This window comes from Streptomyces sp. NPDC058373 (assembly GCF_042723275.1).
Taxonomy (GTDB): domain Bacteria; phylum Actinomycetota; class Actinomycetes; order Streptomycetales; family Streptomycetaceae; genus Streptomyces.
This window is the reverse complement of the sequence record NZ_JBHXJE010000059.1, coordinates 15307-33370: the sequence shown is the minus strand read 5'-3', so window position 1 is coordinate 33370 and position 18064 is coordinate 15307. Positions and strand designations below refer to the sequence as shown.

At 74.0% G+C, this 18064-nt stretch carries 15 protein-coding genes; 9 read left to right on the top strand and 6 right to left on the bottom strand.

What is annotated here, in order from left to right; translation table 11 throughout:
* Together ACFWMZ_RS25550 and ACFWMZ_RS25545 are read left to right on the top strand one after the other, a co-directional pair.
* A partial coding sequence (locus tag ACFWMZ_RS25550) for a VWA domain-containing protein (RefSeq protein WP_383204380.1) occupies positions 1-976 on the top strand: 976 nt, incomplete at its 5' end.
* A gap of 75 nt (positions 977-1051) precedes the next feature.
* Positions 1052-2689: an ABC-F family ATP-binding cassette domain-containing protein gene (locus ACFWMZ_RS25545; protein WP_383204378.1), complete on the top strand. Its 1638-nt coding sequence runs from the start codon at positions 1052-1054 to the stop codon at positions 2687-2689.
* Between the two features lie 21 nt (positions 2690-2710).
* Here ACFWMZ_RS25545 and ACFWMZ_RS25540 read toward each other — a convergent pair whose 3' ends face one another.
* The 4 genes from ACFWMZ_RS25540 to ACFWMZ_RS25525 form a co-directional block, all read right to left on the bottom strand.
* Positions 2711-4087, bottom strand: coding sequence for a sodium/glutamate symporter (locus tag ACFWMZ_RS25540; protein ID WP_383181692.1), 1377 nt, complete (start codon positions 4085-4087; stop codon positions 2711-2713).
* A 294-nt stretch (positions 4088-4381) separates the two neighbouring features.
* Entirely contained in the window at positions 4382-6829 is a 2448-nt protein-coding gene (locus ACFWMZ_RS25535) for a Tex family protein (RefSeq protein WP_383204375.1), read from the bottom strand.
* Positions 6830-6966: 137 nt separating this feature from the next.
* Positions 6967-7830: a hypothetical protein gene (locus ACFWMZ_RS25530; protein ID WP_383204372.1), complete on the bottom strand. Its 864-nt coding sequence runs from the start codon at positions 7828-7830 to the stop codon at positions 6967-6969.
* Positions 7831-7915: 85 nt separating this feature from the next.
* Entirely contained in the window at positions 7916-8683 is a 768-nt protein-coding gene (locus ACFWMZ_RS25525; protein ID WP_383204369.1) for an enoyl-CoA hydratase/isomerase family protein, read from the bottom strand.
* Positions 8684-8772: 89 nt separating this feature from the next.
* Here ACFWMZ_RS25525 and ACFWMZ_RS25520 point away from each other — a divergent pair, with 89 nt between their 5' ends.
* Together ACFWMZ_RS25520 and ACFWMZ_RS25515 are read left to right on the top strand one after the other, a co-directional pair.
* Entirely contained in the window at positions 8773-9393 is a 621-nt protein-coding gene (locus tag ACFWMZ_RS25520; RefSeq protein ID WP_383204366.1) for an HdeD family acid-resistance protein, read from the top strand.
* A gap of 209 nt (positions 9394-9602) precedes the next feature.
* Positions 9603-10133 (top strand): ATP-binding protein, encoded by a 531-nt coding sequence (locus ACFWMZ_RS25515; RefSeq protein WP_383204389.1) that lies wholly within the window; start codon positions 9603-9605, stop codon positions 10131-10133.
* Positions 10134-10136: 3 nt separating this feature from the next.
* On the opposite strand, the gene idi is transcribed toward ACFWMZ_RS25515, so the two are convergent.
* On the bottom strand, positions 10137-10733 hold the full coding sequence (gene idi, locus ACFWMZ_RS25510) for an isopentenyl-diphosphate Delta-isomerase (RefSeq protein ID WP_383181707.1): 597 nt from the start codon (positions 10731-10733) through the stop codon (positions 10137-10139).
* Positions 10734-11135: 402 nt separating this feature from the next.
* Positions 11136-12074 carry a cation diffusion facilitator family transporter gene (locus ACFWMZ_RS25505; protein WP_383204363.1) on the bottom strand — a complete coding sequence of 313 codons (939 nt, stop codon included), beginning with the start codon at positions 12072-12074 and terminating at the stop codon, positions 11136-11138.
* Positions 12075-12798: 724 nt separating this feature from the next.
* On the opposite strand from ACFWMZ_RS25505, the gene ACFWMZ_RS25500 reads away from it, so the two are divergent.
* Genes ACFWMZ_RS25500 through ACFWMZ_RS25480 form a run of 5 tightly spaced genes read left to right on the top strand, consistent with a single transcriptional unit; the run spans position 12799 to position 18061 of the window.
* Positions 12799-14613, top strand: a complete 1815-nt coding sequence (locus ACFWMZ_RS25500; protein ID WP_383204386.1) for a DUF5941 domain-containing protein — start codon at positions 12799-12801, stop codon at positions 14611-14613.
* Positions 14610-15362 carry a sugar phosphate nucleotidyltransferase gene (locus ACFWMZ_RS25495; protein WP_383181712.1) on the top strand — a complete coding sequence of 251 codons (753 nt, stop codon included), beginning with the start codon at positions 14610-14612 and terminating at the stop codon, positions 15360-15362. Before ACFWMZ_RS25500 ends, ACFWMZ_RS25495 begins: the two co-directional genes overlap by 4 nt.
* Entirely contained in the window at positions 15350-16411 is a 1062-nt protein-coding gene (locus ACFWMZ_RS25490) for an iron-containing alcohol dehydrogenase family protein (RefSeq protein ID WP_383181715.1), read from the top strand. The genes ACFWMZ_RS25495 and ACFWMZ_RS25490 overlap by 13 nt, the downstream gene beginning before the upstream one ends.
* On the top strand, positions 16389-17168 hold the full coding sequence (locus ACFWMZ_RS25485) for a CDP-alcohol phosphatidyltransferase family protein (RefSeq protein ID WP_383181718.1): 780 nt from the start codon (positions 16389-16391) through the stop codon (positions 17166-17168). Before ACFWMZ_RS25490 ends, ACFWMZ_RS25485 begins: the two co-directional genes overlap by 23 nt.
* 47 nt (positions 17169-17215) lie before the next feature.
* Entirely contained in the window at positions 17216-18061 is an 846-nt protein-coding gene (locus ACFWMZ_RS25480) for a glycosyltransferase family 2 protein (protein WP_383181767.1), read from the top strand.
* Positions 18062-18064 lie beyond the last annotated feature (3 nt).

Sequence of the window (18064 nt, the reverse complement as noted above, 5' to 3'; positions counted from 1 at the left end):
GGCCCTGGAGGCGGCGGCCCCCGGCATCCGGGCCGCCGCGGCGCGCGCGGCGGCCCGGGCGGCGCGGGCCACCCGCGAGGATGCCGCGCTGATGCGGGCGTGGGGCGTCGGCCCCGGCGAGCTGGAGCGGATGCCCTTCGGCGAACGCGCCCGGCTCGCCGAGCGGCTGCGCACCAGCCGCCTGGCACGGTGGGCCGAACTGATCGGCCGCTTCCGGGAGATGGCGGCCGGCGAGCGGGCCCGCAAGGTCGAGAACGCCACCGGCGAACTGATCGGCGTCACCCTCGGCGACGACCTCTCCCGCGTCCTCCCCTGCGAACTCGCCCACCTCGGCCTGCCGGAGCTGCGCGCCGTCTTCGCGGCGCGGTACGCGGCCGGGGAACTGATGCTCTACGACAGCCGCGGCGAGCAGACCACCGGCCAGGGCGCCGTGATCGCCTGCGTCGACACCTCGCACTCCATGTACGAGGAGGGGCCCGGCGGGATCACCCGCGAGGCCTGGTCCAAGGCGTGCGCCCTGGCCCTGCTCGACCAGGCGCGCCACGCCGGGCGCGACTTCGTCGGCATCCTGTTCTCCGCCGCCGACAAGCTCCAGGTCTTCCGCTTCCCCGCGGACCGGCCGGCCCCGACGGACCGGGTCGTGGAGTTCGCGGAGACGTTCCTGGGCGGCGGCACCAGCTACCAGCGGCCGCTGTCGGCCGCCGCCGACCTGCTGGCGGAGGAGTTCGACGAGGCGGCGCGCGGGCGCGGGGACATCGTGATGATCACCGACGACGAGTGCGGGGTGACCGAGGAGTGGACGCGCGGCTGGCAGGAGGCCGGACACCGGCTGGGCTTCCGCCTCTTCGGCCTGGCCGTCGGCGCCCCGGGCGCCGCCGGGACCGGTTCGGTCCTGGAGGCCCTGTGCGACAACCTCCGCTCCGTCGAGGACCTGACCGACGTCCACGCGGCGGCGGACCTCTTCCGCCTCATCTGAACCGCGCGCCGCTCCCCGGCCGGGGCCCGCTCCGCGCGGCGGGAGTCCCCCGGTGACGGCGTTAAGATCCCGCTGATGACTGCCACCCTCGTCGCCAAGGACCTCAGCGCCCAGCACGGTGACCGCACCCTGTTCGAAGGGCTCGACCTGGTCGTCGCCCCGGGCGACGTGATCGGGCTGGTCGGCGCCAACGGCGCGGGCAAGTCCAGCCTGCTGCGCCTCCTCGCGGGCCTCGACGCCCCCGGACGGGGCACGGTCGGCCGCACCCCGCCCGCCGCCACCGTCGGCCACCTCCCGCAGGAGCCCGAGCGGCGCCCGGGGGAGTCCGTACGCGACTTCCTGGCCCGCCGCACCGGTGTGGCCCGCGCACAGCGGGAGCTGGACGCGGCCACCGAGGCGCTGGTGGCGGGGGCCGACGGTGCCGACGACGCGTACGCCGAGGGGCTGGAGCGGTGGCTCGCGCTGGGCGGCGCCGACCTGGACGAGCGGGCCGAGGAGACGGCCGCCGCCCTCGGCCTGACCACCGGACTCGACCGCCCCATGACGGCGCTCTCCGGCGGGCAGGCGGCCCGCGCCTCGCTCGCCTCGCTCCTCCTCTCCCGCTACGACGTCTTCCTGCTGGACGAGCCCACCAACGACCTCGACCTGGACGGCCTGGACCGGCTGGAGGCGTTCGTCACCGGTCTGCGCGCGGGCACCGTCGTGGTCAGCCACGACCGCGAGTTCCTCACCCGCACCACCACCAAGATCCTCGAACTCGACCTGGCCCAGCAGCGCACCCGCCTCTTCGGCGGCGGCTACGCGGCGTACCTGGAGGAGAGGGCCACCGCCCGGCGGCACGCCCGCGAGGAGTACGAGGAGTACGCGGGGAAGAAGGCGGCCCTGGAGGAGCGCGGGCGCACCCAGCGGGCCTGGATGGACAAGGGCGTCAAGAACGCCCGCCGCAAGGCCGGGGACAACGACAAGATCGGCCGCAACCTCCGCAGCGAGGCGAGCGAGAAGCAGGCCGCCAAGGCCCGCCAGACGCAGCGGATGATCGAGCGGCTCGACGAGGTCGAGGAGCCGCGCAAGGAGTGGGAGCTGCGGATGGAGATCGCCGCCGCGCCCCGTTCGGGCGCGGTCGTCACCACCCTGCGGGACGCGGTGCTCCGGCGGGGCGGCTTCCAGCTCGGCCCCGTCTCGCTCAGCGTCGACTGGGCCGACCGGATCGCCATCACCGGCGCCAACGGCTCGGGCAAGTCGACGCTGCTCGCCGCCCTGCTCGGCCGGGTCCCGGTCGACGAGGGGGCGGCCGTGCTCGGCTCCGGTGTACTGACCGGCGAGGTCGACCAGGCGCGGCGGCTCTTCGACGGGCCCGAGCCGCTGCTGGAGGCGTTCCGGGCGGCGGCCGACGCCATGGACCCGGCCGAGGCGCGGACCCTGCTGGCCAAGTTCGGCCTCAAGGCGCACCACGTGCTGCGCCCGGCGGCGACCCTCTCACCGGGTGAGCGGACCCGGGCGGCGCTCGCCCTGCTCCAGGGCAAGGGCGTCAACCTGCTGGTCCTGGACGAGCCCACCAACCACCTCGACCTGCCCGCCATCGAGCAGCTGGAGTCGGCGCTGGAGGCGTTCACCGGCACGCTGCTGCTGGTCACCCACGACCGGCGGATGCTGGAGGCGGTGCGGGTGACCCGCCGCCTGCGCGTGGCGGACGGGCGGGTCACCGAGGCCTGACACCGGGCCGGGACCAGCGGGTCAGACGCCCGCTTCCTCACGCGCCGCCGGGGCCGCCTCGGCGGCCGCGCGCCGCTTGGGGGCCCAGCCGCACAGCCACGGAAGGAAGAGCGCGAGCAGCCCCACGGCCGTCCACACCCCGCCGACCACCCAGACGGCGCCGGCGGTGACCAGGACGGGGACGAAGGTGACGGTGAGCGTCTCGACCGGCGCCACCGGGATGTACGCGACGCCGAACTCCTCCAGGGTGCCGCTCTTGAGCTTCGGGTCGACCATCCGCAGCAGGGCGATGGCGGTCGCGGCGGCGCCGGTGGACCAGCCCCAGGTGACCACGGCCTTCTCGAACCAGTTGCCCTCGAAGAGCCGCGGCGCCACCCACAGGAAGAGGAAGAGGCACAGGGCGAGGCCGAGGGCGAACATGCCGAGCAGCGGCAGCCACCAGTCGGCGACGAAGCTCGGCACGATCGAGGCGATGCCGCAGGTGATGAGGACGTCGGTGGCGGTCCCGGAGACCGACTTCAGCGACTCTCCGTCCACGTAGCCCCAGGCGGGGGTGCGGACCAGGACGGCGCGGATGGCGAGGCCGACGATGAAGGCGAGTGCGAAGACCGGCACCATCAGCGAGGGGAAGAGCCCGGTGAACCACTCGGAGACGCCGTAGGCGACGGCCGAGATGATCAGGACCACGCAGATCTGGACGCCGAGCGGCTCCACCGAGGAGGGGGAGGTGGTGGCGAAGCCGGTGGCGGTGCGCTCCTCGGACTTCCTCACCAGCCCGGTCCGCAGCTCCTCGGGGAGCGTCTCGAAGCGGCCCATGCCCTGGGTGTGGCCCTTGCGGGCGCCCCAGTTGTTGAGGATGATCCCGCCGACGACGCCCGCCAGCATGCCTGCCGTCGCCGCGGTGAAGCCGAGCGAGGAGGCGCCCTCCCAGCCCGACGCCTCGAAGGCGGTGCCGAGCGCGGCGGCCGTGCCGAAGCCGCCCGCCCACCCCGCGAAGAGCAGGGTGCCGAAGCCGTCCGGCACGTCCCAGAAGAGGCCGAGCACCACCAGGGCGAAGACCATGCCGAGGCCGACCTGGAGCGCGTACGCCGCGACGCTGTACGAGCCGTAGGCACCGGCCGAGCGGCCCATGCCCTTGAAGGACAGCCCGTCGGTCAGTGCCAGGCAGGCGAAGACCACCACGATCAGCACCGAGGCGTAGGTGCCGAGCTGGTCGGAGAAGGGCAGCAGCCCGAGCCCCTCGGGGCCCAGTGCCAGGCCGAGGAAACCGGCGATGACGCTGGCGGGGAGCATCAGGCGCTGCACCAGCCGGACGCGGGCCCGCAGCACGGTACCGGTGACCAGGAGGGCGGCGAGCAGACCGGCGTCGCTCAGCAGCGACCAGGGCGTGAAAGTCATGCAGGCTCCGGAAGGCCCGGGTCCCTCGTGGGGACCGTGTCGAGTGGGGGGAGAGATTCCGGCGGGCGGATCGCACCGGCCGGGTTCTTCGATAACGTTCCGGGGTTTTGTATCAGCTCCGCCACAGAAGCGGAAAATTTGCTTCCGCTTCAACTGCCGCTCAACCGAAGGCTCCTCGCCCGGCAAAACCGGGCATACCGTGACCGAAGGGCCCGGGGTTCTGTCCCCGGGCCCTTCACTCTGTGAGAGTCCTCGCCTCCGCTCGTGTGCGGATGCGGTGAATTCGGCGGCCCCCTAGCGCTGCTTCGGGTCGACCAGCCCCGCCCGCCGCAGCGCCTCGGCCATGGCGTCGTTGGCCGGCGGCGGAGCCGACTGCCCCCGGCCGCCGCCGCGCCCCTGCCGCTGCTGCGGGGCGCGCCCGCCGCCGCGCCGCTCGCCCTGGCGGCCGCCGCCGCCCTGCCCCTGCGCCGGACGCCCGCCCTGGCCCTGCGCCGGGCGACCGCCGCCGGAGCGGCCCTCGCCGCCGCGCCGCTCGCGGCCGCCTCCGCCCTGGCCGGGCTCGTCGTCCAGCCGCAGGGTGAGCGAGACGCGCTTGCGCGCCGCGTCCACCTCCATGACCTTGACCTTCACGATGTCGCCCGGCTTGACCACCTCGCGCGGGTCCTTCACGAAGTTCCGCGACATCGCCGACACGTGGACCAGGCCGTCCTGGTGGACGCCGACGTCCACGAAGGCGCCGAACGCGGCCACATTGGTGACCACGCCCTCCAGCACCATGCCCGCCTCCAGGTCGGAGAGCTTCTCGACGCCCTCCCGGAAGGTCGCCGTGCGGAACGCCGGTCGCGGGTCGCGGCCCGGCTTCTCCAGCTCCCGCAGGATGTCCGTCACCGTCGGCAGGCCGAACTTCTCGTCGACGAACTCCTCGGGGCGCAGCGACCGCAGTGTCCCGGCGGACCCGATCAGCACGTCGACGCCGCCCGCGGCCTTGGCCATCCGCCGCACCACCGGGTACGCCTCCGGGTGCACCGCCGAGGCGTCCAGCGGGTCCTCCCCGCCCCGGATGCGCAGGAAGCCCGCACACTGCTCGTACGCCTTCGGGCCCAGCCGCGACACGTCCTTCAGCGCCTTGCGGGAGGAGAAGGGGCCGTTGCCGTCCCGGTGCGCCACGATGTTCTCGGCCAGACCCGAGCCGATGCCCGAGACCCGGGCCAGCAGCGGGGCGGAGGCCGTGTTGACGTCCACGCCGACGCCGTTGACGCAGTCCTCGACCACCGCGTCCAGCGAACGGGAGAGCTTCACCTCGGAGAGGTCGTGCTGGTACTGGCCGACACCGATCGACTTGGGGTCGATCTTCACCAGCTCCGCCAGCGGATCCTGGAGCCGCCGGGCGATGGAGACCGCGCCGCGCAGCGACACGTCCAGCTCCGGCAGCTCCTGTGAGGCGAACTCCGAGGCCGAGTAGACCGAGGCGCCCGCCTCGGAGACCATCACCTTGGTCAGCTTCAGCTCCGGGTGGGCCGCGATCAGCTCCCCGGCCAGCTTGTCCGTCTCCCGCGACGCCGTGCCGTTGCCGATCGCGACCAGCTCGACCTGGTGAGCCCTGGCCAGCGCGGCCAGCTTCTCCAGGGCGCTGTCCCACTGGTTGCGCGGCACGTGCGGATAGATGGTGTCGGTCGCCACCACCTTGCCGGTGGCGTCCACCACGGCCACCTTCACCCCGGTCCTGAACCCCGGGTCCAGGCCCAGCGTCGCCCGGGTCCCGGCGGGCGCCGCCAGCAGCAGGTCCCGCAGGTTGGCGGCGAAGACCCGCACCGCCTCGTCCTCGGCGGCGGTCCGCAGCCTGCTGCGCACGTCGATGCCGAGATGGACCATGATCCGCGTCCGCCAGGCCCAACGGGCCGTGTCCAGCAGCCACTTGTCCCCGGGGCGCCCGCGGTCGGCGATCTGGAACCGGGCCGCCACCTCCACCTCGTACGAGGAGGGCGCCGCCGGGTCGGCCGACGGCTCCTCCGGCTCCAGCGCCAGGTCGAGCACGCCCTCCTTCTCGCCGCGCAGCATCGCCAGCACGCGGTGGGAGGGGAGTTCGGTGAACGGCTCGGCGAAGTCGAAGTAGTCGGAGAACTTCGCCCCCGCCTCCTCCTGGCCTTCGCGGACCTTGGCCGCCAGCCGGCCGCGCCCCCACATCCGCTCACGCAGCGTGCCGATGAGGTCGGCGTCCTCGGAGAACCGTTCGGCGAGGATCGCCCGGGCGCCGTCGAGCGCGGCCTGCGCGTCGGCCACGCCCTTCTCCGGATCGGCGAACGCGGCCGCCGCCGAGAGGGGTTCCACCGACGGGTCGCCCAACAGGCCGTCCGCCAGCGGTTCGAGCCCGGCCTCCTTGGCGATCTGCGCCTTGGTGCGCCGCTTCGGCTTGAACGGCAGGTAGATGTCCTCCAGCCGCGCCTTGGTCTCGGCCGCCTCGACGGCCGCCCGCAGCTCGTCGGTGAGCTTGCCCTGCTCGGCCACCGATTCGAGGACGGCGGTGCGCCGTTCCTCCAGCTCCCGCAGGTACCGCAGCCGCTCTTCGAGCGTGCGCAGCTGGGCGTCGTCCAGCATCTCGGTCGCTTCCTTGCGGTAGCGCGCGATGAACGGCACCGTGGCGCCGCCGTCCAGCAGATCGACGGCTGCCCGCACCTGCCGTTCCCGCACGCCGAGCTGCTCGGCGATCCTGCTCTCGATGGACCCGGTGGTGGGTGTGGTCACGATCTCCGTACCGCCTTCTCACTGAGGGTGCGCCGCAATTGTGGCAGCCTCCCCTCCCGGGCCCGCACACCCGTCCACCCGGCCGTGTCACCCCCGCGGCCGGAACCGCGGGGGCGAGGCGGGGAGGCGCAACCGGCTCAGCCGCGCCCCAGCATGCCCTCCGGGTACGCCCCGGCCGCGTGGATCCGCCCGAGCAGGCCCTTGGCCAGCTCGGTCAGCCGCAGCGTGCCCTCGGCGCCCAGGTGCGTGTACGGCCCGGCGTCCAACCGGTCCGTCCGGTCCTCCAGTTCGGCCCGCAGCGCCGTGCCCCGCTCGGTCAGGGCGCCGTCCGTGTCGAGGATGCCGCGTGCGGCCAGCCGCTCGCGCGCCGCGTCCCAGTCCTCCCGGGCCCAGCCACGCGTCGCCAGCACCCACTTGGGCGTCATGCCGAACCCGGTCGCGGTGTGGCTGACCAGCGCCTCCAGCGGGTCGAGTTCCGCGTCCAGCAGCGCGGCCAGGTGCCCGTCGCCCCGGTGCTCGCGGAGCAGGGTGGCGGCGTGCCAGTAGGCGAGGTGGGGCTCGGTGGGGACGGGCAGGTCGGCGTGGGCGGCGTAGAGCGGCCGGGCGGGGCGGGAGCAGCCCTCGGCGGCGCGCAGGGCCAGCTCCGCCGCCTCGGCCAGCTCCGGCGCGGCGAGCGCCTCCTCGCCGAGCAGCCGCCTGAGGGTGCGGTCGACGGCGCGCAGCCGGGCGTCCAGGACCTGCGCGGGGGTGGCCGCCTCCCAGACGGCGGGCAGGTGCCGGGCGACCAGGTCGTGGCGGAAATTGTAGAAGGTGGCGGTCACCGTGCCGGGGCCGACGGCGCCGAGCGCGGCCGACCGGGAGGCGAAGTAGGCGGCGTCGGCGTCGGTGACGCCGATCGCGGCCAGCTCCTCGGGCAGGTCGGGGGAGAAGTAGACGGCGGAGTGGAAGGGGTTGACCGCGTGGTGGCAGCGGCGTCCGGCGTGTGCGGGCAGAGTGCTCATGGACCAGACGTTACCGACCAGTCGGTTTGGGAGGGAAGGGAGCGGCGGCTGCCGTGTCCGCGGCCGGGCGGGCACGGGCCCGGGCTCACTCGCCCGCGGACGCCGGCGTCCAGGTGAAGCGGGGCGCACGGCGCTCCAGGAAGGCCGCGACGCCCTCGGCCGCGTCCTGGCTGCGCCGGGCCTCGTCCTCCCAGTGGGTGATCCGGTCGGTGCGGCCCGCCGCGAACTCCTTGGCAGCCGCCTGGGTCAGCGGCGAGCGGGCGGCCAGCACCGCCGTGAAGGCGGCCGCCCGGGCGTCCAGTTCCCCGGCGGGCAGCACCTCGTCCACCAGGCCGCAGCGCAGCGCCCGCCCGGTGCCGATCAGTTCGCCGGAGAAGAGCAGGTACTTCGCGGTGGCGGGCCCGGTCAGGGCGACCAGCCGGGCGGTGGAGGAGGCCGGGTAGACGATGCCCAGCTTGGCCGGGGTGACCCCGAACCGGCTGCCCTCCTCGGCGAAGCGCAGGTCGCAGGCGGCCGCCAGCTGGGCGCCGCCGCCCACGCAGTACCCGCGCACCGCTGCCAGCGTCGGCCGGGGGAAGGCGGCGAGCGCCTCCTCGGCCAGGACGGCGAGCCGCTGCGGCGCGTCACCGCCCTCGGCGGAGCCGCCCAGCGAGGTGATGTCCGCCCCGGCGCAGAAGGTCTCCCCGGCCCCGGTCAGCACCAGGGCCCGCACCACCGGGTCCGCCGCCAGCTCCGCCAGCAGCGGCGGCAGCGCGCGCCACATCGCCGCGGTCATGGCGTTGCGCTTGGCCGGATGGTCGATGACGACCGTGGCGACGCCGCCGGCGACGGTGTGGGTCAGCTTCGGCTCCATGGCCCGGATGCTATCCGCGCCGCGCGCGGCCCCCGCCGTCGGCCTACGCTCGGGACAGGGGGCCGCCCGGAGACGAGGAGGTGCCCCGCATGGCCCGGCACAAGGACGACGGCCCCGCGGTGAGCGGTCGCGAGCGCCGCAGGCTCAACCGGGGGTTCGGCTGGCTGGCCTTCCTCGGTGTGGTGCTGCTGGTGGCCGGAGCCGTCGGCCTGGTCTACGCAGGCCTCGCCACCCTCACCTCGATGCTCCTCTTCGGCTGGCTGCTGCTGATCGGCGGCGTGGTCGGGCTGCTGCACGCCGTCCAGTCGCGCGGCTCGCACTACTTCTGGCTCGCCGCGGTGGTCGCCGCCCTGAACATCGCCGCAGGCGTGGTCATCCTGCGCAGCCCCGACGTCGCGGCGGAGGCGCTCACCATGTTCGCGGCGCTGCTCTTCCTCACCGGCGGCCTCTTCCGGCTGGCGGGCAGCCTGGTGGTGCGTGGGCCGCAGTTCGGCTGGACCCTGCTGCAGGGCCTCTTCGGCCTGGTCCTCGGGGCGCTGGTGCTCGCCGAGTGGCCGAGCAGCAGCCAGTACGTGATCGGCACCTTCTTCTCCCTCTCGCTGCTCTTCGACGGGCTCTCGCTGATCTCCACCGGCATGGGCGGCCGCGGCGTCGTCTCCGACCTGGCGGACCGGTCCGAGGGCGGCCGCTCCGGCGAGGACCGGGCGTGACGTCTCCTCGCCCGCGGGCCCACTGAGCACGGGAGCGGCCGAGGTAGCGGTCGAATAGCGGCTTCTGGCGCCACCGGACGGTCGGATCCGCTCGATACGCGGCACTTTGCGGTCAGGTGGCGCTCCCGGAGCCGGACATTCCCAACACTCGGACTGTGGAAGCCACCGAGGCCCAGGACGCCGGGCAGACCGAGGACGGGGACCGGAACATGGATGACGGCGCACGAGGCGGCCCGGCCGGGCCCGCTCCGAGACCCCCCGCCCCGGCCGTGGCCGAGGCCCCGGCGCCGTACGAGGGGGTGTGGCGCTTCACCGCCGCCGCCGAGGACGCCGCGGTGCCCCAGGCCCGGCACGCCGTACGGGACCTGCTGCGCCGCCAAAACGTTCCCGCATCCGGGGAGCTGGTCCACGGGCTGCTCGTGATCGTCTCCGAGCTGGTGACCAACGCCGTGCGGCACGCGGCCCTGCTCTCGCCGACCGTCGGCGTCGAGGTGGCCGTCGGCGCCGCCTGGGTGCGGGTGGCGGTCGAGGACAGCCACCCGTACCGCCCGACCGCGCTCGTCGCCGACCACGCACAGACCGGCGGCCGGGGGCTGCTGCTGGTCCGCGAGATCACCGCGGAGGCGGGTGGCGTCTGCGACGTCGAGCACACGGCGGCGGGCGGGAAGGTCATCTGGGCCGCGCTGCCGCTGGCCCCGGACGCCGGGGTGTCACCGGTGCTCCCGGCCCCCGGCGCCTGAGCCTCACCAGCCGGCGCTCTCCCCGGTCAGTTCGCGGATCGCCGGGCGCGCCGCGTCCAGGACCGTCATGAACCAGGCCGAGAACGGCCCCGCCTCGTGCCGCTCGGCCAGCTCGGCCGGGGTGACGAAGGCGGTGCCGCCGACCTCCTCGGGGTCGGGCCGCAGCGGATCGCGGACCAGCCCGACGAAGAGGTGGTTGTACTCCTGCTCCACCAGGCCCGAGGTGGGGTCCGGGTGGTTGTAGCGGACCGTGCCGGCCTCCCCCAGCAGCACGGGGGAGACACCGAGCTCCTCGAAGGTGCGCCGGGCGGCGGCCGCGAACGGCGCCTCGCCCGGGTAGGGGTGGCCGCAGCAGGTGTTGGACCAGACGCCGGGGGAGTGGTACTTGCCCAGCGCACGCTGCTGGAGCAGCAGGCGGCCCCGCTCGTCGAAGAGGAAGACGGAGAACGCCCGGTGCAGGCGGCCGGGCGCCTGGTGGGCGGAGAGCTTCTCGGCCGTGCCGATGGTGTTGCCGTCCTCGTCGACCAGTTCGAGCAGAATGACGGCCTCCGGGGAGTCGTCCGACGAGCGGCTCACCGCGGTGGCAGGTGTGATCGGCATACCCATCCTTCGCTTCGGTCCTGAGCGCCCAAGTCTGCCGCACAAATCCGGCGCTCTGGGCACCTGTCGTGCCCAGCGTGCCCGGATCGGACGGTACCCGTCCGCTTCTCCGCGGCGGCGGGCGGTCCGTACTCGCCGGTAAGCAATCCGCGGCGGAGCGGGCCCGACGGCGGAACCGACCGGTGGGTGTCGCGCGCGGGCCGCCGGAGCCCCGGGCGGGAGGCCTGCCGCCGGGGCGTACCGCGCGGGAGGGGCACCGCCCGGGCGGCGGGGAGCGGCGGATGGCTCCGGCGCGACGGTGGAGGCTCCGGGCGCCCCCTGGCCCCTCCGGGCGACCTGTGACGATCCTGTGACATCTTCCGGGGCCGGCGGCGGCGTCGACAACGCTCGTGACCGATACGCCTAGTGACAGAGGCCCGCCTCGTGCGGGGCGTGGCCCGAGGGTTCGAGCTGGAAGGTGCAGTGCTCCACGTCGAAGTGGCCGCCCAGGCACTCCTGGAGTTCGTGCAGCAGCTTCTCGTGGGCTGCGGCGTCCAGCTGGTCCGCCTCGACGACCACGTGGGCGGAGAGGACCGGCATGCCCGAGGTGATGGTCCACGCGTGCAGGTCGTGCACGCCGACCACTCCCGGCAGCTCCTCCAGGTGGCGCCGCACCTCCGCCATGTCGACGCCCTTGGGCGCCGCCTCCAGCAGGATCTCCAGCGTCTCCCGCAGCAGCCGCAGGGTGCGCGGCACGATCATCGCGCCGATCAGCAACGAGGCGATCGGGTCGGCCGCGTGCCAGCCGGTGGCCATGATGACCAGGGCGGAGAGGATGACGGCGACCGAGCCGAGCGCGTCGGCGGCCACCTCCAGGAAGGCGCCGCGCACGTTGAGGCTCTCCCGCTGGCCGCGCATCAGCAGGGAGAGCGAGACCATGTTGGCCAGCAGGCCGACCGCGCCGAAGCCCAGTGCCAGCGGCCCCGAGGTCTCGGCGGGCGCGAAGAAGAACCGCTCCACCGCCTCGTAGACGACGTAGCCGCCGACGCCGAGCAGCAGCAGGCAGTTGGCGAGGGCGGCCAGTATCTCGGCCCGCGCGAAACCGAAGGTGCGCTTCTCGCTCGCCGGGCGGCTCGCGAAGTGGATCGCCAGCAGTGCCATGCCCAGCCCCAGCGCGTCGGTCGCCATGTGGGCGGCGTCGGCGATCAGCGCCAGCGAGTCGGCCAGCAGGCCGCCGACGATCTCCGCCACCATCACGAAGAGCGTGATGCCCAGCGCGATCCGCAGCCTGCCCCGGTGGGCCGCGGCGGCCGTCCCGGTGGAGGGACCGTGTGTGTGCCCGTGATCGTGCCCAGCCCCCATGGGACGTGTCCTCCGCCTCGTTCGGTGTCGTCGGCAATGGCGTCCGCCGCCCACAGTGAACTACGGGCGGGGGGTATCGGGCAACACGGCGCTGAATACCGTTGTCATTACCCCTGACCTGCGGAAACGAGCCGCAGGTCAGTGCGTGGGGCGACTCCTCCGCGCCCTCCGCGACTCGTTCGGGAGCCCCCTGCGGCCGACTGGCGGAATCGTGCCTTCCGGCTGGTGTGCGGAGGGAACGGGCGAACGCCACCGAAGCGGGGCCATGCGCCGCGACCAGCGGCGGAAGCCGGGACGCGGTTTGTCGGCCGGGCAGTTGATCGACCATGATGGCGGCGGCCCCGCGCCGCGCCCCCACTGGGGAAGCCGCGCGCACCGGGGTCTGCCGTCACACTCCCGTCGTCGCCCGGAGGGCGGCCCCGTGGCGTCCGGTGCGTGCTCTCGGTGACCGGGCGGAAGCTGTCGTACTGGACGTACGTGGGCTTCCGACCGGTCCGGCGAGAGCGCGCACCAGACACCGCGAGGCGGACGGGAGTGCGACGGCAGGCCTCCGGGCCGCGCCCGCCCTGCGCGCCCCCGCACGGGACGCGAACAGGTACCGAACGGGCGGTGAACGCGGGTTCCCCACCGTCCGATAGCCTCTGCCGACGTGCCGCCCGGCCGTTGTCCCAGGCACCCGAGCTGTCCGGCGCGGACCGCACCGGCACCCAAGGAGTGAGTTCGTCTGTCGACCGCCATCGTCACCGGTCAGCCGGTCCCCGGGTCGCCGATCGAGGGCGAACTGCGGACGCTGGGCTTCGACGTGCGGACCGCCTCCGACGCCACCGAGGCAGCCGCCCTGCTCCGCACCGCGCCGCCCGCGGACCGCGTCGCCCTGGTGGACGCCAACTTCGTCGGCCATCTGCACGCCCTGCGCCTGGGGCTGACCGACCCCCGCTTCCCGGCCGGGGCCGTCCCCGGCGCCGTCACCGTGCAGGACGCCTCCCGCGCCGCACTCACCCGCGCCCTGGACGCCGAGGCCGCCGCGCCCGCGCCCGCCGGCGCCGACACCGCGCTGCGCACCGGCACCGGCACCGGCCTGCCCGACCGGCTGGCCGGGGCCCTGGAGGCCGACGGTGTCGCCGTGCACCGGCCCGACCTCGGCGCCCTCGTCGCCCGCGTCCCGCTCGCCCCGCAGGAGCGCAGCGAGGCCCGGCAGGCCGTCGCCGCCGTGGACGACGAGGCGATCCGGCTGCGGACCGCCGTCAAGTCCCGCGACGGGTTCTTCACCACCCACTGCATCAGCCCGTACTCGCGTCACCTCGCCCGCTGGTGCGCCCGCCGCGGCCTCACCCCCAACCAGGTGACCACCGCCTCGCTGCTCACCGCGCTGATCGCGGCCGGCTGCGCGGCCACCGGCACCCGCGGCGGCTTCGTCGCCGCCGGGCTGCTGCTCCTCTTCTCCTTCGTGCTGGACTGCACCGACGGCCAGCTCGCCCGCTACTCCCTCCAGTACTCCACCCTCGGCGCCTGGCTCGACGCCACTTTCGACCGCGCCAAGGAGTACGCCTACTACGCGGGGCTCGCCCTCGGCGCCGCGCGCGGCGGGGACGACGTCTGGGCGCTGGCGCTGGGAGCGATGGTCCTCCAGACCTGCCGGCACGTCGTGGACTTCTCCTTCAACGAGGCGAACCACGACGCCGACGCCAACACCAGCCCCACCGCCGCCCTCTCCGGCCGCCTCGACAGCGTCGGCTGGACCGTGTGGCTGCGCCGCATGATCGTGTTGCCCATCGGCGAGCGCTGGGCGCTGATCGCGGTCCTCACCGCCGTCACCACGCCCCGGGTGACCTTCGTCGTCCTGCTGGTCGGCTGCGCCTTCGCCGCCTGCTACACCACCGCGGGCCGGCTGCTGCGCTCGCTGACCCGCAAGGCCCGCCGCACCGACCGGGCCGCGCAGGCCCTCGCCGACCTCGCCGACAGCGGCCCGCTCGCCGAGGCCCTCGCCCCGCGACTGCGCTCCCTGGCGAAGTTCCCCGCACCGGCGGTGGCGGCGCTCGGCGGCGTGATCCTCGTCGCGGTGACCGCCCTCACCCCGGCCGGCTCCGTCGGCCCGCTGATCGGCGCCGTCGCCTACGTGCTCTGCTCGTCGCTCGCCGTCTCCCGGCCGCTCAAGGGCGTCCTGGACTGGCTGGTGCCGCCCTTCTTCCGGGCCGCCGAGTACGGCGTGATCCTGCTGCTGGCGGCCCGCGCCGACGCCTCCGGGGCGCTCCCCGCGGCCTTCGGACTGGTCGCGGCGGTCGCCTACCATCACTACGACACGGTCTACCGCATCCGCGGCGGCAGCGGCGCGCCCCCCCGCGCGCTGGTCCGCGCAACCGGCGGGCACGAGGGCCGCGTCCTCGTCGTCACGGCCACCGCGCTGCTGGCCCCCTCAGGTTTCACCGTCGCGCTCACGGTTCTCGCCGTGGCCGTGGCACTCGTGGTGCTCGCCGAGAGCATCCGCTTCTGGGTCTCCGCAGGAGCACCCGCCGTACACGATGAAGGAGAACCCGCATGATCGGCCTTGTGCTGGCGGCCGGCGCCGGACGGCGTCTGCGTCCCTACACCGACACCCTGCCCAAGGCCCTGGTGCCGGTCGGGCCCGAGGGTGACGAGGAGAGCCTGACCGTCCTCGACCTCACCCTCGGCAACTTCGCCGAGATCGGCCTGGAGGAGGTCGGCGTCATCGTCGGCTACCGCAAGGAGGCCGTCTACGACCGCAAGGCCGCGCTGGAGGCCAAGTACGGCCTGAAGATCACGCTGATCGACAACGACAAGGCCGAGGAGTGGAACAACGCCTACTCCCTGTGGTGCGGGCGTGAGGCCCTCAAGGACGGCGTGATCCTCGCCAACGGCGACACCGTCCACCCGGTCTCCGTCGAGAAGACGCTGCTCGCCGCCCGCGGCAACGGCCAGAAGATCATCCTCGCCCTCGACACGGTGAAGAACCTCGCCGACGAGGAGATGAAGGTCGTCGTCGACCCCGACAAGGGCGTCCAGCGCATCACCAAGCTGATGGAGCCCTCCGAGGCCACCGGCGAGTACATCGGCGTCACCCTCATCGAGGGCGAGGCGGCCGAGGAGCTGGCCGACGCGCTGCGCACCACCTTCGAGCGCGACCCGCAGCTGTACTACGAGGACGGCTACCAGGAGCTCGTCAACCGCGGCTTCAAGATCGACGTGGCGCCCATCGGCGAGGTCAGCTGGGTCGAGATCGACAACCACGACGACCTCGCCAAGGGCAGGGAGATCGCGTGCCGGTACTGACACGCCTGATCCCCTCGCCCCTCGTCGTCGACATCCGGCGCGGCGCGCTCAACGATCTCGCCTCGGTCCTCGCCGACCAGCGGATCTCCTCCTCCGGCAAGCTCGCGATAGCGATCAGCGGCGGATCGGGCGCCCGGCTGCGGGAGCGGCTCTCCCCGGCCCTGCCCGGGGCGAGCTGGTACGAGGTCGGCGGCGGCACGCTGGACGACGCGATCAAGCTGGCCGACGCCATGAAGTCGGGCCGCTACGACGCGGTCGTCGGCCTCGGCGGCGGCAAGATCATCGACTGCGCCAAGTTCGCCGCGGCCCGGATCGGCCTGCCGCTGGTCGCCGTCGCGACCAACCTGTCGCACGACGGCCTCTGCTCGCCGGTCGCCACCCTCGACAACGACGCGGGCCGGGGATCGTACGGGGTGCCCAACCCCATCGGCGTCGTCATCGACCTGGACATCATCCGAGAGGCCCCGGCGCGGTTCGTGCGCTCGGGCATCGGGGACGCCCTGTCGAACATCTCCGCCGTCGCGGACTGGGAGCTCTCGGCCCGGGTCCGCGGCGAGGACATCGACGGCCTGGCGGCCGCCATGGCCCGCCAGGCCGGCGAGGCGGTGCTCCGCCACCCGGGGGACGTCGGCGACGACGGCTTCCTCCAGGTACTGGCCGAAGGACTGGTGCTCACCGGCATCTCCATGTCGGTGGCGGGCGACAGCCGCCCCGCCTCCGGCGCCTGCCACGAGATCAACCACGCCTTCGACCTGCTCTTCCCCAAGCGCGCCGCCAGCCACGGCGAGCAGTGCGGGATGGGGGCGGCCTTCGCGATGCACCTGCGCGGAGCGCTCGCGGAGTCGGCGCAGATGGCCGAGGTCCTGCGGCGGCACGGGCTGCCCGTGGTGCCGGCGGACATCGGTTTCACCGTGGACGAGTTCGTCCAGGTCGTGGAGTTCGCTCCGCAGACCCGGCCGGGCCGGTACACGATCCTGGAGCACCTCAACCTCTCCACCGACCAGATCAAGGACGCTTACGCCGACTATGCCAAGGCCATCGGTAGCTGAACTCCGCCCGGTCGTGCACCCCGCCGGGGTGAAGGACCGGCGCAGCGGTGAGCACTGGGCGGGACGCCTGTACATGCGGGAGATCTCGCTGCGGGTCGACCGGTACGTGGTGCCCACCCGGATCACGCCCAACCAGTTGACCTACCTGATGACGGTCTTCGGCGTGCTGGCCTGCCCGGCGCTGCTGGTGCCGGGCATCTGGGGCGCCGTGCTCGGCGCCCTGATGGTCCAGCTCTACCTGCTGCTGGACTGTGTGGACGGCGAGGTCGCCCGCTGGAAGAAGCAGTTCTCCCTCGGCGGTGTCTACCTGGACCGCGTCGGCGCCTACCTGTGCGACGCCGCGGTCCTGGTCGGCCTCGGCCTGCGCGGCGCCGACCTGTGGGGCGACGGGCGGATCGACTGGCTCTGGGCCTTCCTCGGCACCCTGGCGGCACTCGGCGCGATCCTGATCAAGGCCGAGACGGACCTGGTCGGGGTCGCCCGGCACCAGGGCGGGCTGCCGCCGGTCAAGGAGGCGGCCTCCGAGCCGCGCTCCTCGAAGGTGGCCTTCGCCCGCAAGGCCGCGGCCGCGCTCAAGTTCCACCGCCTGGTCCTCGGCATCGAGGCCTCGCTGCTGATCATCGTCCTGGCGGTGGCCGACCAGCTCCGCGGCGACCTCTTCTTCACCCGCCTGGGCATCGCCGTCCTGGCCGGCATCGCCCTGCTGCAGACCCTGCTGCACCTGGTGTCCATCCTCGTGTCGAGCAGGCTGAGGTGACCGCCGTGAACAACACCTCCCCGACGGTCGGCGCCGTCATCATCACCATGGGCAACCGCCCCGAGGAACTGCGCGCGCTCATCGACTCGGTCGCCAAGCAGGACGGCGACCCGGTCCAGATCGCCGTGGTCGGCAACGGCTCGCCGGTGCCGGAGGTCCCCGAGGGCGTCCGCACCACCGAGCTGCCCGAGAACCTCGGCATCCCCGGCGGGCGGAACGTCGGCATCGAGATGTTCGGCCCCGCCGGACGCGACGTCGACATCCTGCTCTTCCTCGACGACGACGGGCTCCTCGCCCGCACCGACACCGCCGAGCTGTGCCGGGAGGCGTTCACCGCCGACCCGGCGCTGGGCATCGTCTCCTTCCGCATCGCCGACCCCGACACGGGGGAGACCCAGCGGCGCCACGTCCCCAGGCTCCGCGCCGCCGACCCGATGCGCTCCTCGCGGGTGACGACCTTCCTCGGCGGTGCCAACGCGGTCCGCACCCGCGTCTTCGCCGACGCGGGCCTGTTGCCCGCCGACTTCTTCTACGCCCACGAGGAGACCGACCTGGCCTGGCGGGCGCTGAACGCCGGGTGGCAGATCGACTACCGCTCCGACATGGTGCTGTACCACCCGACGACGGCCCCCTCCCGGCACGCGGTCTACCACCGCATGGTGGCCCGCAACCGGGTCTGGCTGGCCCGCCGCAACCTGCCTCTCCCGCTGGTCCCGGTCTACCTCGGGGTCTGGCTGCTGCTCACCCTGCTGCGGCGGCCCTCCGGGCCCGCGCTGAAGGCGTGGTTCGGCGGCTTCAAGGAGGGCTGGACCTCCTCCGCGGGGCCCCGGCGACCCATGAGGTGGCGCACCGTGTGGCGGCTCACCCGGCTGGGCCGACCTCCCGTCATCTGACAA

What these genes read in the sequence shown, in the direction of transcription:
- ACFWMZ_RS25505 (WP_383204363.1), bottom strand. Translation starts at nt 12,074, where the DNA reads ATGGGGGCTGGGCACGATCACGGGCACACACACGGTCCCTCCACCGGG.
- ACFWMZ_RS25545 (WP_383204378.1), top strand. Translation starts at nt 1,052, where the DNA reads ATGACTGCCACCCTCGTCGCCAAGGACCTCAGCGCCCAGCACGGTGAC.
- ACFWMZ_RS25480 (WP_383181767.1), top strand. Translation starts at nt 17,216, where the DNA reads ATGGGCAACCGCCCCGAGGAACTGCGCGCGCTCATCGACTCGGTCGCC.
- ACFWMZ_RS25525 (WP_383204369.1), bottom strand. Translation starts at nt 8,683, where the DNA reads ATGGAGCCGAAGCTGACCCACACCGTCGCCGGCGGCGTCGCCACGGTC.
- idi (WP_383181707.1), bottom strand. Translation starts at nt 10,733, where the DNA reads ATGCCGATCACACCTGCCACCGCGGTGAGCCGCTCGTCGGACGACTCC.
- ACFWMZ_RS25495 (WP_383181712.1), top strand. Translation starts at nt 14,610, where the DNA reads ATGATCGGCCTTGTGCTGGCGGCCGGCGCCGGACGGCGTCTGCGTCCC.
- ACFWMZ_RS25520 (WP_383204366.1), top strand. Translation starts at nt 8,773, where the DNA reads ATGGCCCGGCACAAGGACGACGGCCCCGCGGTGAGCGGTCGCGAGCGC.
- ACFWMZ_RS25485 (WP_383181718.1), top strand. Translation starts at nt 16,389, where the DNA reads ATGCCAAGGCCATCGGTAGCTGAACTCCGCCCGGTCGTGCACCCCGCC.
- ACFWMZ_RS25515 (WP_383204389.1), top strand. Translation starts at nt 9,603, where the DNA reads ATGGATGACGGCGCACGAGGCGGCCCGGCCGGGCCCGCTCCGAGACCC.
- ACFWMZ_RS25540 (WP_383181692.1), bottom strand. Translation starts at nt 4,087, where the DNA reads ATGACTTTCACGCCCTGGTCGCTGCTGAGCGACGCCGGTCTGCTCGCC.
- ACFWMZ_RS25530 (WP_383204372.1), bottom strand. Translation starts at nt 7,830, where the DNA reads ATGAGCACTCTGCCCGCACACGCCGGACGCCGCTGCCACCACGCGGTC.